This is a genomic window from Bacillus sp. 166amftsu (assembly GCF_900107445.1).
GTDB classification, from domain to species: Bacteria; Bacillota; Bacilli; order Bacillales; family Bacillaceae_G; genus Bacillus_A; species Bacillus_A arachidis.
Map to the genome: position 1 here is coordinate 175,849 of NZ_FNQA01000004.1, position 16,390 is coordinate 192,238.

Here is a 16,390-nt window from a genome sequence, read left to right on the forward strand (position 1 = left end):
TAAAATAAAAGAGAGGAAGATTTATAATGAAACAATCTTTATTCGGACGTGTGCGCGATGCAATTTTAGCAGATTTTCATAATGTATTAGATGAGAAAGAAAGAAAGAATCCAATCGCTATGTTAAACCAATATTTACGCGATAGTGAGCGTGAAGTAACAAAAATTGAAAAGTTAATCCAACGTCATAAAACATTAAAATCTAACTTTGCTCGTGAACTTGAACAGGCTCGTTACTTCGTAAATAAGAGATCAAAGCAAGCTGTAATTGCGCAAGAAGCAGGAGAAATGCAATTGCATGAACGTGCATTAGAAGAAGTAGCATACTACGAAGGGCAAGTAGCTCGACTAGAAGAAATGTATGCAGGTGTAGTGGAGCAAATTGATGAATTAGAACGCCGTCTTTCTGAAATGAAAAATAAGCTAAAAGAAATGAATGCAAAGCGTATGGAATTAATGGCACGCGAAAATATGGCTCATGCGAACCGTCGTATGAATACAGCTCTTCATAAAATGGATGAGAATAATCCGTTCTTACGATTTGAAGAAATTGAAGATCACATTCGTGATTTAGAGCTTCGTATGAATGAGGATCATGAGCGTGATACATTTGATATGAAAATTGCAAAACTTGAACGCGAAATGAAAGAAAAAAATGAAGTATCTTTAGACAAAGAAGTAATAAAATAATTGTAGTATATTATAAAATGAGCTTATGATATAGTGGTAGAAGAAAAGGTGTTGGAAAGCAATACCTTTTTCTTCTATTTATATGTAACAAGAAGGGGGGAGCTGAAATGAAGAAACAATTTTCAAAAACACAATTATTGGGGATGCTCCTCATCGTATTTGGATTTGGTCTTTTTCTTGATATGGTTCTCGGACATTTTGAACCAGGGGCCCTTATTTTTGCGTTTATTATGATTATGTTCGGAAGGCATTATCGGAAAAAGAATCGTTATGTGAGAGGGAATGTGTTTTTATTTGTTGGGGGGATTGTTTTTTTATTCTTCCTGTTTTCATCAGCGGCCTTCGTGCTAGTTGTATTTGCTTGCATAGCTTTTATTGGTTATCAACTTATTCAAGGACAGCAGAAACCAAAAACTATACAAGTTGAAATTAAGGAAAAAGGATATATAGATGAAGAAAAACAAATCTATCGCACAGAACCATACCTTAAGAATATAATGGTTGGTAACATAAGAATGATGGACCATATTTATGAGTTAGAAGATATTAATGTCCAGTACGGAGTCGGTGATGTTGAAATTGATTTGACAACGGCAATGATTCCCGAAGGAGAAACGGTCATTGTTATTCGTGGTGTTATTGGGAACATTCGTTTATATGTTCCGTATGATATCGAACTATCTTTAAACCATTCTGTCATCATGGGGAGAGTTTCGCTTCCGGGGCATGAAGAAACAGGTTTTAATCGAAATGTGACGTTTAGGACAGAACAGTATAAAGAAACTCCTCGCCGAATTAAAATTATTTCTTCGCTTGTCGTAGGCGATACGGAAGTGAGGAAAGTATAATGAAAAAGCAAGGAAATATTTCATGGATGTACATTCGTTATTCTATGTTATCTTCTGTTAGTATTGCACTTATTTGTACAGTTGTATATGTATGGAAAAGCGGACAGGATGTATATGATTTATTATGGAAAGAATCCATTGCTTCTGTTCCAATCGGCTTGTTAATTATAAGTACAAGTCTTCTTATGGGTGGAATTGTAGGATATGCGATTGGTTATTATATGCAGCAGCGTATTCAAGGCTTGAATACTTTCTTGTTTGAAGTAGAGCGTGGGAACTTTCCAAAGGATGTTTCGTTTACTGCAGAAGATGAATTTCATGAAGTAGAACGAAAAGTAATTGCGCTTGCTCGAAGATTAGAGGAACAAGCTGGGTTATTTCAAAAGGTAACGAATGAACGAGCTCATTGGAATGAAGAAATGAGACAAGAAGCGATTTCTCAGGAAAGGCATCGACTAGCAAGGGAACTGCATGATTCAGTGAGTCAGCAGCTTTTTGCAATGTCTATGATGATGTCAGCGATTAATGAACAAGTAGATCATATGCCAGAAACAACGAAAAAACAATTACAACTTGTAGAAAATATGGTTGTCAATGCGCAATCGGAAATGAGAGCATTACTTCTTCATTTACGTCCTGTACAACTTGAAGGTAAAAAGTTAACAGAGGGTATAGAGGAGTTGTTAACAGAACTTTCTAGAAAACAACATATGAAAATTGAATGGTTAATTGAACCGATTCAATTAAAAAAAGGTGTAGAAGATCATTTATTCCGTATTGTACAAGAGGCATTGTCTAATACATTACGACATGCCAAAGCGAAGAAAACGGAGGTACGCCTTCGCCAAATTGATCAATATGCGATTTTGAAAATCATTGATGATGGTGTTGGATTTGAAGTAGGTGTCAATAAAGCTGGATCATATGGTCTAAGGTCCATTCAAGAGCGTGTTCATGAAATTGGTGGAACATTAAAGGTGCTAAGTTTTCCGAATAAAGGTACACAAATTGAAGTGAAAGTACCAATTATGATAGAGAGAGAGGAAGAGTAGCATGATTAAAGTATTGCTTGTTGATGATCATGAAATGGTGCGGATGGGTGTATCAGCATATTTATCCACTCAGCCGGATATTGAAGTTGTTGGGGAAGCTGAAAATGGAAGAAAAGGTTCAGAATTAGCATTAGCATTAAAGCCAGATATTATTTTAATGGACCTTGTTATGGATGAAATGGATGGTGTGGAGGCAACGCGTACGATTATTCAAGAATGGCCAGAAGCAAAAATTGTTGTCGTGACAAGCTTTTTAGACGATGAAAAACTATATCCTGTCATTGAAGCAGGGGCAACGAGCTATTTATTAAAAACATCAAGAGCGAGCGATATCGCAGATGCAGTACGAGCGACTTATGATGGAGAAACAGTACTTGAGCCGAAAGTTACTGGAAAAATGATGTCTCGTATGCGTCAAAAGAAAGAACAGCCACTTCATGAAGATTTAACGGAACGAGAGTTTGAAATCTTATTATTAATTGCAGAAGGAAAAAGTAATCAAGAAATAGCAGATGAGCTATTTATTGCACTAAAAACTGTGAAGACACATGTAAGTAATATATTAAATAAATTGAATGTAAGTGATCGTACGCAGGCGGTTATTTATGCTTTTAGACATCAGTTAACGAAATAAGATGGAGCTTCCACTGGATATGACTGGTTTCATTAGTGGAAGTTTTTTATCTTATGATTGGTGGACAGAAAGATCTCCACTTCCCACCGATTAAAGTTTCACTTTATTGACGAATTCATTTGAGAGCGCTATCATTTGAGTAGAAACGAGTAAAAAAGAAAAGTTAGGAAATTACGTGAATGTATTGCAAGCACTTAAGGAACAATATGATATTGTAAAAGTGGAAACAGTTGATACGAACATTAAGTATTATACAAAAGCATATAAAATAAGTAGTTTCAATCATACTTCTTATCAAATAAAAAAACTCCCGTTTAAGGGAGTTTTTTTTATTTACCCGCGATACCACCCTAGTTCATACATATAGAAATATATTTATATGTACGAAGCTTTGCGACGTACAACATGATACGTGTTCTTCGTAACGGGGGACGACAGGTAAGAACTTGCTACATCGTTCGGTTCTACTTCTTAGAGATGATTTTCGGTTACGCGCTGAGCATTACCTTTCAGCAAGATGCCTACTCTTTGGGGAACAGCTGTATAACGTACACGTTCTCGTCGATGGATTTTGTTTAAGTATTCTGAAAGGACTTTCATATGTCTTATTTAAAAGTCAATATGTTTTTTGAATAGAATTTTGAGGAATTGTATCAATATGAGAAATGGAACGAATATAATTTGCAAAAGCTTCTTGATCTGTCGGGCCTTCTATACGATTTCTTCCTGATTTGAAAGTTATAAATTTATCTCCTCCGTTTGCTAAAAAAGAGTTGGCCACAACAGAGTATGTTTGATCATCTTGCAGAGGAGTTCCATTTTCTAATGAAATAGATTGGATTAAATTATTTTTCCAGCTATAACGAAGGCCAGAAATTTGTAGCATGCGAGTTTCTTCTTTCCATTGTTCTTGCAAGATGTTTCGAATTTCTTTTCCTGACAACTCCATCTTGATTAATGGGTTACCGAATGGTTGTATGAGGAAGGCATCTTCCCACGTAATTGTTCCTTTTTGTAAATCGTGCCGAATGCTCCCGGGATTTACAAAAGCAATATCCGTTTGCATAGTTTGACGTTGAGCTATAGCAAGAAGGGCGCCTAATTTTGATTCGCCATGTTCGTTTCGATCACGGGTTAATTCGTAGTTTGCTATTCCTAATTGTTCTTCTATTTTAGGATGGATTTTAGATGTATAAGAATCTATCCATTTTCTTATATGAGAATCAGGAGAAAGCGTATTTTGGTAGACTGGGACAATAGTTGCATCTTTTCTTATAATGTCTTTGGTTTTACGATTTAATGTAACAGTGACGTTTGAAAAAGCTTTTCCATATGAATAAGCTTGCACAAGGAGTTTCCCGTTTACGTTTCCATTTACATAAGAATGGGTATGTCCACCAAAGATAATATCGACGTCAGTATCTAGGTTATTTGCTAAATTAACTAGAGCTCCAGTGGTATTATCACCGGTTGTATTACCACCAAGATGAGCAAGAATTATAAATGCATGAATGCCTTTCTTTTGTAGTTGATGTACATAGGCATTAATGGAAGTAGCTTCATCCAAAAAGAGGACAGAAGACATATTGGTATGCATTGTTAGAAATGGAGTATCTTTTGTGACGACACCAATGAATGCAATGGGAATACCATCGATCCATTTAATTGTATAGGGAGGAAAGAGTGCCTTTTTTGTTTTACTATCTAAAGCATTTGCACATACATAGGGGAATGAACTGCCTGAAAACGAATTTATTTGTGCAGTAGATTCACCACTAATGAGTTGCTGCAGAGCAACTGGTCCTCTATCAAATTCATGGTTTCCAATTGTACCAACATCAACTTGAAGCATATTTAAAAATTCCATCGTTGGTTTATCATGAAACAGTGCCGAAATCGGAGGACTCCCGCCAATCATATCTCCTGTATGAACAAGTAAGGTGTTGGGGTTTTTATCGCGGTAGGATTGAATGTAGGCGGATATGTAATCGGCGCGTCCTACAGCTTTACCATGCAATGTTGAAGTGGTATTTAATTGGCCGTGCAAATCATTGAGGCCAAGGATTTGCACGGATATGTCGGCAGGTAGAGAAGGAGAGAATAGCACGGGAAAAATCAGTTTGATAAGAAATGGGAATAATATGAAATAGTTCATATTGACACTCCTCTATTAAACATATTTTAGGATGTGGAAGTTTCACTTTATTGTATGAGGAGTGAAAGGGAATCTTTTGTAAAAAAATCGTAAAGTATAGAGGGAATGTAAATTTTTTGAGAAATATGACAATTGAGATGGAAAGGCAGGAATCTTTTTTATCAATAGCGAATAATACTACAATCCACTTACGGAAAAGAACAGACCAAAAAGAGGTGACGGAAATGCTTGCGATGGGTATATTGTTTGGAATTGTAGTAATTTGTGGTTTCATATGGTTATATTATTCGCGTTCGTTTAAACAAGCAGAAGTGTTGCTCTTTCAAAAAGGAAGTTTGTTGACCAATCAATCTAGATACTTAGTGTGTCCAAAGTGTGGAAGTGCACAGGCTAGAAGTGGAGGATATCAAGAGTGTTGCAAAATTAGGTTATGAAAGGAGAAAGCCTCACAAAATTATGTGAGGCTTTCTTAAGATTTTGTGGCACTCCAAATGGTCCAACGATCTTGTTCGACAATGGGAGCTATGTTGTGTAGCTCAGAGCGGATATGGTGGAGTAATTGAGAAAGTTCTTCGTCTGTTAATTCGTATAAAATAGATCGGCCTGTCCGTGGTGATAAATCTTGTAGTAATGTTTCAATGGAATCATGGATTTTTCGAACTTCCCAAATTGTTTGAAGGGGAAGTGGATGCATACCGTTTTGTGTGATTAATTGCTGTATATAGGTTGCTTTTGGTCTTCGCTTTTCCTCTATTGGAATGAGCTTAGGATAGATGGAGAAGAAATACCCACGAATATGTTCTGGGCTTCCTAGAATTATACAATCTTCAATGGTACGATCTTGAAGAATAAGCATGCCATTTTTCTTTAAGATACGTGAGGCCTCTTGTAAAAACTTTGGGACGTCTTGTAAATGATGAACAACAGCACGAGAAATTACAATATCAAAAGTTTCATTAGCAAATGGCATATGGTGGGCATCACCGTGAATGAATGAGATGTTTTGGATGGAATCGCAATTTTCTATTGCTGCTTGTAGCATTTTTTTTGAGAAATCGAAACCAACGACATTGCTAGCTCCCATGAGAGCCAGTTCTTTCGTATAAATACCACCACCGCATCCAATATCAATTATGCTTTTACCTTTTACATCAATTATATTTTGGATTATTTCACACCAAGAAATATCTGCTTTTCGTGTGGCATAAGTGTACTTATTATTGGCATCATGAAAATTAATGGACATGTAAAAGCCTCCTTTCGTGTATAGTATATCTCATTTCATCATACATAGCGTTTTTGTTTCATTTTCAAGGACAATAAGCTTTTCTTATTGTTCTATATAGGAGGGCGCGGAGTGAGTAAAAAATATTTGCTAATTATATTCATTTTTTTATTAGCATCGTGTAGTCAGTTTGAACAAAAAAAGGAGAAAAAACAAGTAGAAAAGACGGTGAATTCTGTGCAGGAAAGTATACAAGTAACAGTTATACAAAAAGGAAAGCTCGAGAAGGTTTTAAGCCAAGAGGAAGCAAAAGAAGTAGTGGAGATTATTAATAAGGCTGAGAAACAACAAATAACAGGGAGTTTTGGAGAGTCAGAGTATGAAATACAAATTGAGAAAAATGGAAAGAAGAAAACATATCGTGCATGGTTAAGAGGAGAAGATCGACGTGGTTGGTTACAAGATGAAAAGGGTACGTATATGCTCACAAAATCTGATACAGAACAACTGTTATCTATACTTCCGACTGTGCCTGAATCAACAAATGATGATACGAAAGTAAATACATTAACAGAAGTGACAAAAAAGGATTTACAAATTACTGCTTTTCACATTAAAACAAATGAAAAAAGCATAAATTATACAGTATTTTATACGATTTCGGATTCTTTATATAAAACGTTGGAAAAAGATAGGGAGTACTATTTTCAATTGACGTTTCCTTCTAAAGTACAACAAGTGATTGGAAAGAAAATAAGTGAAATCATGCAAGGTGAGAAAGTGAAAGAGGGGTATAAACAATATGAAGTGAGTATCGTTGTACCAGTAGAGCATGTATCAACCTCTCAAATAAAAGCATTAGAAACTTATTACGATGAGTATGATTTACAAGTATTAAATTACAAAAAAGAAAAAGTAGGAGCGTTTCAAAATATTATTCAGATTGTAAAAGATTATGGTGAAAAAATGAATTTGCAAAGATAGCTAAACTCTTTCCTAGGAAATGAAAAATAGAGTGAACTAAAAGGTTCACTCTATTATTTTGTTTTTGCAGATGGTTCGTTCATTGATTTTCGTGTAATAAGATAGGAAATCATAAGAGCAGAAAGGACAATAAGAGCGATAAACAAATGATTGGGTAACCAATCTAATAATAGTAAATAGCCAACTGTATAAAAAATTAGTGTTGAGGCTAAAAAGGATAAAGTGCCAATCATGAGAGATTGTAATGACATTTTATGTCTACCTCCTTCCGTTATTTTTCTGTTCTCAAGCAATCAATCTTAGTATTGTATTGAAGAAAAAGAAGAATAACTGCTTGAAACATATTCTTTTCTTATTTTTGGCTAATTTTGGATTATATAAACGTCATTTCTGATAAAAGAAAAAATATGACATACATATAAAGAGGGAGAGATAGGAATCATCTAGTGTAGAGGTTTCAAAAACGAGAACCGTTTTTAAAAGATATAATACGGAAATAAAAAAGAAGCAGATAAAACAAGATGTAAGGCGAAGTTTAAGGTTTTGAAAAAGGGGATAGAAGTCAGGAAGAGTGAATACGTCGTTTATGCTCATCGTGTTTACCACGACTTAATAGTATTATAAACAAATATACAGGTGAAACAAATATATGGGGATATACTGAGTTTGGGAACGGAAAAGGTATACAAGTAATCGAAGAATATCTTCAAGCCCAGTCTTAAGTTGGGGAATTTTGGTTAGTTTGTTTTCTTTTAGAAAAGATAGGATGGGATATAAAGCAAAAATTTGTTTGGTTTAGCAGCAAATAACAGGATAAATCTAAATCGTTCATACATTTTTCACAAAAACACCGTGTTTATAGTGATTAAAATCACAACATCCAGTGAACATTCCATTTACACTAACAATAGTTAAAGAAATAAAGGAGTGGGATACAATGTTAAGTGCAAAAACAATTGAAATTGTAAAATCAACAGTACCATTATTACAAGAAAAAGGCGTTGAAATTACGACACGTTTTTATCAAATTATGTTCTCGGAACATCCGGAATTATTAAATATTTTTAACCATACAAATCAGAAAAAAGGAAGACAGCAACAGGCGTTAGCAAGTGCAGTGTATGCAGCTGCTACATATATTGATAATTTAGAAGCTATTATTCCTGCTGTAAAACAAATTGGTCATAAACATAGAAGTTTAGGAATTAAAGCAGAACACTACCCAATCGTCGGGAAATGTTTATTACAAGCGATTAAAGAGGTAGCAAATGCGCCACAAGAAGTGTTAGATGCTTGGGGAGAAGCGTATGGTGTAATTGCTGATGCATTTATTAGTATCGAAGCAGAAATGTATGATGAAGCGGCAAAAAAAGAAGGCGGTTGGAAAGATTTCCGTAACTTTGTTGTTGTGAAAAAAGAGAAAGAGAGCGACGTAATTACATCGTTTTATTTCAAACCAGAAGATGGTGGAGAACTGTCAACATTCTTACCTGGTCAATATGTAACGATCCAATTAAATATAGAAGGTGAAACATATACACATAATCGTCAGTATAGCTTATCAAACGCTCCTGGAAAAGGCTACTATCGTATTAGTGTGAAACGAGAAACAGCTGCAGAAAGACCTGATGGAAAGGTATCTAATTATTTACACGATCATGTTCAAGAGGGAGATATCTTGCCACTAAGTGCACCGGCGGGGGATTTTGTATTAAATATGGATTCAAATTTACCGATTGTGTTAATCAGTGGCGGCGTTGGTATTACGCCGATGATGAGTATGTTAAATACATTAATTGAGCGAGATTCAAACCGCAAGGTATACTTTATTCACGCAGCATTAAATAGCAAAGTGCATGCGATGAAAGAACATGTGCAGCAAGTAGAGAACGACCATGAACAAGTAGAAGTATACACTTGCTATTCTTCACCAACAGAACAAGATTTACAAGCGAAAAACTTTGATAAAGAAGGTTTCATTGATTTAGATTGGTTACAATCAATTATTCCTACAAATAAAGCGGACTTTTATTTCTGTGGCCCGGTACCATTTATGAAGCATATTAATAAGGATTTAGTAGAATGGGGCGTTTCACCTGAACACATTCATTATGAATTTTTTGGGCCGGCAGCAAGTTTATCATAAGGCAAACAAAAAACGAGGTGTTAGTTCCCCTCGTTTTTTACTTGTTCTCGTAACAAGCGATTTACTGTTTCACGACGTACACCGATCAGTTGTCCGATTTCTGTTTGTGTTAATATTTCATAGATTGGAATTTCCCCTAAATATAGTGAGAACCACTCTTGTAAACGGTAGAGACGTTCTTTCGGAGAAACAGTTGTTAATTGATCGATTCGCTGCTGCATCATTCGTAATTTTGTTTGTAGTTGCATGGCGATATCAGCGTATAATTCTGGATTCTCCTGTAGTTTTTCGTACCATGTATTACATACAATGGGCTGGACCTCTGTTTTAATTAAAGCAATTGCTGTACCATGATACTCCTTTGGTGAAATTAAAGAATGGTGAGGGATTGTCTCACCTGGAACAATAATGTTAAATAAAAATGGTGTTCCGTCTTCTTGTAATCGAATAACTTTTAATAGTCCCGTTTTAATAAAATATAAGGGACCTTCTTCACCTTGACGAAATAATGTATCCCCTTTATGTAGAATCAATGTTAGCACCTCATTTAATCATTTCTATTCGTTCATTGTACCCGATTTATAGTCTGTTTGTATTAAAAAATAGATGAATAAAAGAAGATAAGCTTACAAAACAGCAATTTAATTGACGGAATGTATGCTATTACAGTAGTATACTATTTAGTGTGTAATAGTACTAGCAATAAATACGCTGTAGGGGGTTTACTATATTGTTAGATGCGAAAATGACTGATATGAAAATTCCAGCTAATGCTGTAATACATGTGGAAGAGATGAAAGGTGGAGTCGTTCTATCAGTTGAAATAGATGGTCAAATTATCTATACAATGGCTTATGATGAAGAAACGGATAGCTACGCTGAATTGTATGATAGGAATGATAAACGAGCACGTCAAGTACATGAAGATTTTATGGGATGGTCACTCCTTCACTAAAAAGATGTCAATATGACATCTTTTTTTGTTGAATCGATAGATTATACAAGCAGATGCAATAAACTGATAAAATTTGTAATAATTGCTTTTGCATTGTTAGCGCTTTGTAACAGCACCCCCTTTGTTTTTTCGCTATCATAAAGGTAATAGTCACAGCTATAGAAGTGGAGTGATCAACTTGGGTAAATTGCATATTTCAAATTTGACGTTGTTGTGTATGTGTACGGTATTATGTTTTATTTTTGGGGTGTTTTTGTATTCCTGCGTATAAAAAAACGCATTCTAAAAAGAACGCGTTACAAGAAAGAAATGATAATTAATCTAGTTCCAAGAATAATTAATGTGACACGCAATAATTTGATAATCGCATTACCACTTAATTTTGTATTGATGAAAGCTCCAATTTTCCCGCCAATCCAAGCGCCTGGAATAAGAATCAATGCATAAATCCAGCTAACATTGCCAAGAGAAATATGAGTCATAGAACTTACGATTGCTGATAAAAAGACAATAAACATGGAAGTTGCGACAGCAATTTGTGCAGGGAATGCAAAAAGAAGCATCATCGCTGGAACGAGTAATGCACCGCCACCAATGCCAAATAATCCAGATATAAAACCAACTACAAATGCGATAATAATCGAAAGAAACGGTGGGAATTGATAATGAACGGTGTTACCTTCAGCATCTGTGAAAGATCGTTTAATAACATTTGCATTTGAGAGGGAAAGAGGTTTCAATTTATCGCGTAACATGAGAAGGATAGATACGAAAATAAGGAAAATTCCAAAGTATAATGAGAAAGAATCCTGATTCAAAAATTTGTTTGCCCACGATCCAATAATACCTCCAGGGCCGCTCCCTATAAATAAAATAAGTCCACTTTTATAATCTACTCGCTTATGTTTCATATAAGTAAGAGTAGAGGAGAGACCAGTGAAAACTACGGTCACCATTGATGTCCCAACTGCGAGTTGTGGTGATAAACTATGCAACCCAATCAGTAAGGGGACGATAATAATTCCTCCACCAAGTCCTACTAAACTTCCGACTGTTCCTGCGATTAATCCAATGAAAAGTAACATGATGTATTCCAAAATTGCCAACTCCTCTGTATCACTAATACAACATTTATTATACATGCTTTTTGAAAAGAAATAAGATTGTTCACAAAAAAGTCGCCTTCCTAGAAAAATAAGGAAGGCGACTTTGTATTAGAAAATAAAATGTAATAGGTAATAGAATAAGGCTGCTAATGAAGCAGAAATTGGAAGTGTAATTACCCATGTAATTAACATACGTTGCGCAGTTCCCCATTTTACACCTTTTACACGATGGGAAGCACCTACCCCTAAAATAGAAGAAGAGATAACGTGCGTTGTACTAACTGGCAAATGAATAAATGTAGCACCAAAAATAACAAGTGATGATGATAAATCGGCAGCTACCCCATTTACAGGACGAATTTTCATAATTTGTCCACCAACAGTTTTAATAATTTTCCATCCACCGACAGAAGTACCAAGACCCATTGCAAGAGCACATGAGAACTGAACCCAGAAAGGAATATCTCCAGAACTATGAAGGCCATTTGTCATTAAGGCCATTGTAATAATACCCATTGCCTTTTGAGCATCGTTTGTACCATGTGTATAAGCTTGTAGTGCGGCTGTAAACACTTGGAATAAACGGAAGTTTTGATTCGTTTTCGTTAAATTAAAGTTTTTAAAGACAACTTTAAAAATACTATATACGATAAACCCAATAACAAATGCAACGATTGGCGAAATAATTAAAGCTTCAAGAATTTTAATAAATCCTTTGAAATTAATTGAACTTAATCCAGCAGCAGCAATTGCAGCACCTGCGATTGCACCAATAATTGCATGCGAAGAACTACTTGGGATTCCATAGTACCAAGTAATTAAGTTCCAAGCAATTGCAGCAAGCAGAGCGGCTAAAATAACATATGATCCATGTTCTAAAGCAAATGGGTCAACAATGTCTTTTGTAATTGTTTTTGCTACACCTGTAAATGTCATTGCACCTAAAAAGTTCATAATAGCTGCCATAATTATAGCTTGTCTCGGCTTTAATGCCTTCGTTGAAACAGCCGTTGCAATCGCGTTTGCTGTGTCGTGAAATCCGTTAATAAAGTCGAAAGCTAAAGCACAAATGACTATTAAAACAGTCAATATCAAGAGTGTATCCATGATCAAACTCCTTATGCGTTCTTCATAATAATTGTTTCTAATACGTTTGCAACGCTTTGACAGCTATCAGCTACTTCTTCTAGCTCTTCATAGATCTCTTTGAATTGAATGATCTTAATTGGATCTTTTTCACGAGAGAATAAGTTCTTAATAGCATGGCGACGGATATCATCACACTGTGATTCGTAATCCTTAATTTTAATTGCATTTGTGCGAATATCCACTAATTTCTTATTCGACATAAGTTCAACGGAATTTGCAATCTCAATTGCACATTGATTAATTGCCTCCACAAATTTAATCATGTATTCATCTGCTTCTGTAATAGAATACATTTCGAATAAACCTGCACTGTGGTCTAGTCCATCAAGTACATCATCCATGCTCATCGCAAGTTGCAGGATGTCTTCACGTTCAATAGGAGTAATAAACGCTTTGTTTAGCTCCATAATGATTTCGTGAATAAATGAGTCACCTTTTGACTCGTATTCTTTCATGCGCATAGAAAATTCTTTTAGATCGCTGGCATTTTTAATTTTATACTCCACGAAAAATTGCGCGCCTTCTTTTAAATTTTCGGAAACATTCATTAACATTTCGGAAAATTTATCTTTTTTAGATTTAAAGACCATTATTGTTACCCCCACGAAAAGTAATATATGTAAAATATATTGGCTAGTCAATTCTAACAAAAAACTGTCGTTTTTTAAAACATTTTATCGAAAAGTTTACAAAAACTTAACATAACTCACATTGATGTATTAATAATATTAATAATCAATAATGAATATCTTACTTGTAGAATGTCCTTTTCTTGTAAAAAGTATGAATGTAAAAGAAATGCTTTACACTTGAGGAACTAATACGTTATTATAATAAATTCAAAAAGAGGACATTTTTTCCTTTTTTAATCGAAAGTGTAAACTCATGGAGGAAGTGAATAAATGAAATTGAACAACACTCATTTCAAGAAAATGCTTGAGTGGTTCAACAAGAGGAAGAAATTGCGCAACATATTATTAATTTTTTCCAGTTTTTTTGTTACCCTATTTATTGCAGTAAATATAATGATCTCCATTCAAGACATATCTGCATTAAAACAAGCTGTTCCGCAGCCGACACTTATTTATGATGCTAATAAAGAAGTGGCAGCAAAGTTATCTTCTTCCAAGGCGGAAGGAATCAAAAGAAAAGATATTCCTGATATTATGATTCAAGCAGTTGTAGCAGTAGAGGATAAAGAATTTTTTAGCCATCATGGTATTGACTATAGTGGGATTATGAGTGCCTTGTTAAAAAATATTACTGCTGGAGAAGTAGTAGCTGGTGGGAGTACAATTACACAACAGCTTGCGAAAAATGTATTTTTAACACAAGAACGTACATTTTCACGGAAGTTTAAAGAATATTTTTTAACAAAAAAGATAGAGCGTACGTATACAAAAGATGAAATTATTGAGATGTATATGAATCAAATTTATTTTGGTGAAGGAGCTTGGGGTGTAAAAAAAGCGGCTAAATCATATTTCAATAAAGAAGTAAAGGATTTAACAATAGCAGAAGCTGCGACAATTGCAGGGTTAATTAAGGGGCCATCAATTTATTCACCATATAAAAATTTTAATAAATCAATCGAAAGACGTAACGTTGTTTTAGCATTAATGAAAGAGCAAGGATATATTTCAGAAGAACAGTACAGCAATGAGAAAGAAAAGGGCCTTGTATTACGCCGTGGCGTTGATGATAAGTATAAGGGCAAATACTCGCAATATGTAGATTACATTGTCAGAGAAGCGATGGAGAAATATGAATTGACACAAAATGAAATTTTAGCTGGTGGATATCGTATTTATACAGAACTTGATCCGAAAAAACAACAAGCAGTGGAAGATGTTGTGAATAATGATAGTTATTTTCAAGGGAGTAATGCTGATCAACTTATGCAAACGGGCATTGTTCTGATGGATCCGAAAACTGGTGGTGTACCCGCACTAGTTGGCGGGAGGGGAACGTATCAATTTTTACAATTTAATCATGCAACACAATTAAAAAGACAGCCTGGCTCGACATTAAAGCCTCTCGCAGTATATGTACCTGCATTAGAACAGGGATATGAAGTATATGATGTTTTAAAGGACGAGCCACTTCATATAAAAGATTATACGCCTCAAAATAGTGATCATACTTTTCATGGCGATGTGACAATGTATGAAGCAATTGCTAAGTCTTATAATGTTTCAGCAGTTTGGTTGTTAGAACAAATTGGATTAGACAAAGGGTTGAAGTCATTAGAGCGTTTTGGTATTCCATTGCAAGAGGAAGATCGTACCCTTCCTATTGCTTTAGGGGGAATGCATACGGGAACTTCACCATTCATAATGGCTCAAGCTTATGCAACTTTTGCAAATGATGGAGTACAAGTTGAAGGGCATGCAATTCGTGAAATACAGAATGCTGAAGGAGAAATAGTAGGAAAGTGGTATAAAAAAGAAACACGTGTAACAAGTGAAGAGGTTGCTCAAAAAATGACGTATTTATTAAAAGGCGTTGTTGAAAAAGGAACAGGTGAAAAAGCAAAGGTAAAAAATATAGATACGGCTGGTAAAACAGGAACTACTCAGCTTGTAGACGGTCCGAGTAGCGGAGCGAAAGACTCATGGTTTGTTGGTTATACACCTGACCTTGTCGGTGCAATTTGGGTAGGGTATGATAAAACGGATAGAGAGCACTATATTCCAGGCGGTAGTCAAATCACAACAACAATGTTTCGAGATATTATGAAAAAAGCTGATGCCAACCCTAGTCAAAAAGCATTTCAATTATCACTAATATCAGAGACTGACTATGCAAAACAATTAAAGAAAATTGAAGAAGAAAAAAGAAGAAAAGAGGAAGAAAAAAAGCGTCAAGAACAACAAAAAGAGTGGATTGATAAAGTAAAAGAGTGGATTCCATTTTTGTAAGAATAAAAAGAGGCGAATGATTATTATATTCGTCTCTTTTTTATATGAATTGAAAATTTTTTCAGCGGGTGTATTTACTGTTCAGTGAGGCGAATAATGATGTTAGAATGGGATTGTGAATTATAAAAAATTGAAATTGTTGCTTTGCTAATTGGCTCAAAAGGTAAGTCATCTTCATATTTTCCAGTATTTTTATTGTGAATGGATAATGTAATTTCATCGATTTTTTGGTTGTTATATTGTTCTTTAATTCTTTTTGCAATCTGATTCAGGTCATGATGGGAAGAAGCTTCTGTAATAATCATTCCTTTAATAACTCTTTTTTCTTTAGATAAAGAAGATGAGAGAGGTACTATATTTTGGTTTGCATATAGCAGTTCGTATGAAGCAATGTTACTGTTTTCTGCTGCTTTTGATGCAGAGGTGCATTCTAAAGTCAAAAAGAGTCCTGAACATAAAATTATACATGACATAAGGACGATCCCAAAGCGTATTGACGATAAGGTGTTCATTTTCATCCCTCTTT

General features: G+C 34.9%; 17 protein-coding genes and 2 pseudogenes. 11 read left to right on the forward strand and 8 right to left on the reverse strand.

From position 1 onward, the window contains the following. The first annotated feature begins 26 nt into the window (after positions 1–26). The 5 genes and pseudogenes from BLV40_RS14060 to BLV40_RS29350 form a co-directional block, all read left to right on the forward strand. Positions 27–689 carry a PspA/IM30 family protein gene (locus BLV40_RS14060; RefSeq protein ID WP_026591265.1) on the forward strand — a complete coding sequence of 221 codons (663 nt, stop codon included), beginning with the start codon at positions 27–29 and terminating at the stop codon, positions 687–689. Positions 690–796: 107 nt separating this feature from the next. Further along, on the forward strand, positions 797–1,537 hold the full coding sequence (liaF, locus tag BLV40_RS14065; protein WP_090691029.1) for a cell wall-active antibiotics response protein LiaF: 741 nt from the start codon (positions 797–799) through the stop codon (positions 1,535–1,537). Then, on the forward strand, positions 1,537–2,589 hold the full coding sequence (locus BLV40_RS14070; protein WP_026591263.1) for a sensor histidine kinase: 1,053 nt from the start codon (positions 1,537–1,539) through the stop codon (positions 2,587–2,589). Before liaF ends, BLV40_RS14070 begins: the two co-directional genes overlap by 1 nt. Before the next feature lies 1 nt (position 2,590). Next, entirely contained in the window at positions 2,591–3,223 is a 633-nt protein-coding gene (locus BLV40_RS14075) for a response regulator (RefSeq protein ID WP_090691031.1), read from the forward strand. A gap of 106 nt (positions 3,224–3,329) precedes the next feature. After that, a pseudogene (locus tag BLV40_RS29350) lies at positions 3,330–3,524 on the forward strand (DUF3992 domain-containing protein); the annotation flags it as partial. Between the two features lie 315 nt (positions 3,525–3,839). Here the strand turns inward: BLV40_RS29350 and BLV40_RS14085 are convergent. Continuing rightward, entirely contained in the window at positions 3,840–5,378 is a 1,539-nt protein-coding gene (locus BLV40_RS14085) for a bifunctional metallophosphatase/5'-nucleotidase (protein WP_090691037.1), read from the reverse strand. 224 nt (positions 5,379–5,602) lie between these two features. Here BLV40_RS14085 and BLV40_RS14090 point away from each other — a divergent pair, with 224 nt between their 5' ends. Next, positions 5,603–5,812 (forward strand): hypothetical protein, encoded by a 210-nt coding sequence (locus BLV40_RS14090; RefSeq protein ID WP_026591260.1) that lies wholly within the window; start codon positions 5,603–5,605, stop codon positions 5,810–5,812. Positions 5,813–5,847: 35 nt separating this feature from the next. Here BLV40_RS14090 and BLV40_RS14095 read toward each other — a convergent pair whose 3' ends face one another. Next, positions 5,848–6,624, reverse strand: a complete 777-nt coding sequence (locus BLV40_RS14095) for a class I SAM-dependent methyltransferase (RefSeq protein ID WP_090691039.1) — start codon at positions 6,622–6,624, stop codon at positions 5,848–5,850. Between the two features lie 111 nt (positions 6,625–6,735). On the opposite strand from BLV40_RS14095, the gene BLV40_RS14100 reads away from it, so the two are divergent. Continuing rightward, positions 6,736–7,587 (forward strand): YhfM domain-containing protein, encoded by an 852-nt coding sequence (locus BLV40_RS14100; protein ID WP_090691042.1) that lies wholly within the window; start codon positions 6,736–6,738, stop codon positions 7,585–7,587. Between the two features lie 53 nt (positions 7,588–7,640). Here BLV40_RS14100 and BLV40_RS14105 read toward each other — a convergent pair whose 3' ends face one another. Beyond that, complete coding sequence (locus BLV40_RS14105; protein ID WP_026591257.1) at positions 7,641–7,838, reverse strand: hypothetical protein; 198 nt, start codon at positions 7,836–7,838, stop codon at positions 7,641–7,643. A gap of 204 nt (positions 7,839–8,042) precedes the next feature. Between BLV40_RS14105 and BLV40_RS29355 the strand changes: the two are divergent. After that, a pseudogene (locus BLV40_RS29355) lies at positions 8,043–8,309 on the forward strand (hypothetical protein); the annotation flags it as partial. A gap of 215 nt (positions 8,310–8,524) precedes the next feature. Further along, positions 8,525–9,733 carry an NO-inducible flavohemoprotein gene (gene hmpA / locus BLV40_RS14115; RefSeq protein WP_090691045.1) on the forward strand — a complete coding sequence of 403 codons (1,209 nt, stop codon included), beginning with the start codon at positions 8,525–8,527 and terminating at the stop codon, positions 9,731–9,733. Positions 9,734–9,753: 20 nt separating this feature from the next. Here hmpA and BLV40_RS14120 read toward each other — a convergent pair whose 3' ends face one another. After that, positions 9,754–10,266 carry a Crp/Fnr family transcriptional regulator gene (locus BLV40_RS14120; protein WP_090691047.1) on the reverse strand — a complete coding sequence of 171 codons (513 nt, stop codon included), beginning with the start codon at positions 10,264–10,266 and terminating at the stop codon, positions 9,754–9,756. 197 nt (positions 10,267–10,463) lie between these two features. Here BLV40_RS14120 and BLV40_RS14125 point away from each other — a divergent pair, with 197 nt between their 5' ends. Then, positions 10,464–10,688, forward strand: coding sequence for a hypothetical protein (locus BLV40_RS14125; RefSeq protein WP_003196257.1), 225 nt, complete (start codon positions 10,464–10,466; stop codon positions 10,686–10,688). A gap of 296 nt (positions 10,689–10,984) precedes the next feature. On the opposite strand, the gene BLV40_RS14130 is transcribed toward BLV40_RS14125, so the two are convergent. The 3 genes from BLV40_RS14130 to BLV40_RS14140 all read right to left on the reverse strand — a co-directional run bounded on the left by BLV40_RS14130 (position 10,985) and on the right by BLV40_RS14140 (position 13,533). Further along, positions 10,985–11,785 (reverse strand): sulfite exporter TauE/SafE family protein, encoded by an 801-nt coding sequence (locus BLV40_RS14130; protein ID WP_026591254.1) that lies wholly within the window; start codon positions 11,783–11,785, stop codon positions 10,985–10,987. Between the two features lie 117 nt (positions 11,786–11,902). Continuing rightward, on the reverse strand, positions 11,903–12,901 hold the full coding sequence (locus BLV40_RS14135; protein ID WP_026591253.1) for an inorganic phosphate transporter: 999 nt from the start codon (positions 12,899–12,901) through the stop codon (positions 11,903–11,905). A gap of 11 nt (positions 12,902–12,912) precedes the next feature. Next, positions 12,913–13,533, reverse strand: a complete 621-nt coding sequence (locus BLV40_RS14140) for a DUF47 domain-containing protein (RefSeq protein WP_000231449.1) — start codon at positions 13,531–13,533, stop codon at positions 12,913–12,915. Positions 13,534–13,845: 312 nt separating this feature from the next. Here BLV40_RS14140 and BLV40_RS14145 point away from each other — a divergent pair, with 312 nt between their 5' ends. Beyond that, complete coding sequence (locus BLV40_RS14145; RefSeq protein ID WP_026591252.1) at positions 13,846–15,864, forward strand: transglycosylase domain-containing protein; 2,019 nt, start codon at positions 13,846–13,848, stop codon at positions 15,862–15,864. A 74-nt stretch (positions 15,865–15,938) separates the two neighbouring features. On the opposite strand, the gene BLV40_RS14150 is transcribed toward BLV40_RS14145, so the two are convergent. Continuing rightward, entirely contained in the window at positions 15,939–16,376 is a 438-nt protein-coding gene (locus tag BLV40_RS14150; RefSeq protein WP_090691050.1) for a hypothetical protein, read from the reverse strand. Positions 16,377–16,390 lie beyond the last annotated feature (14 nt).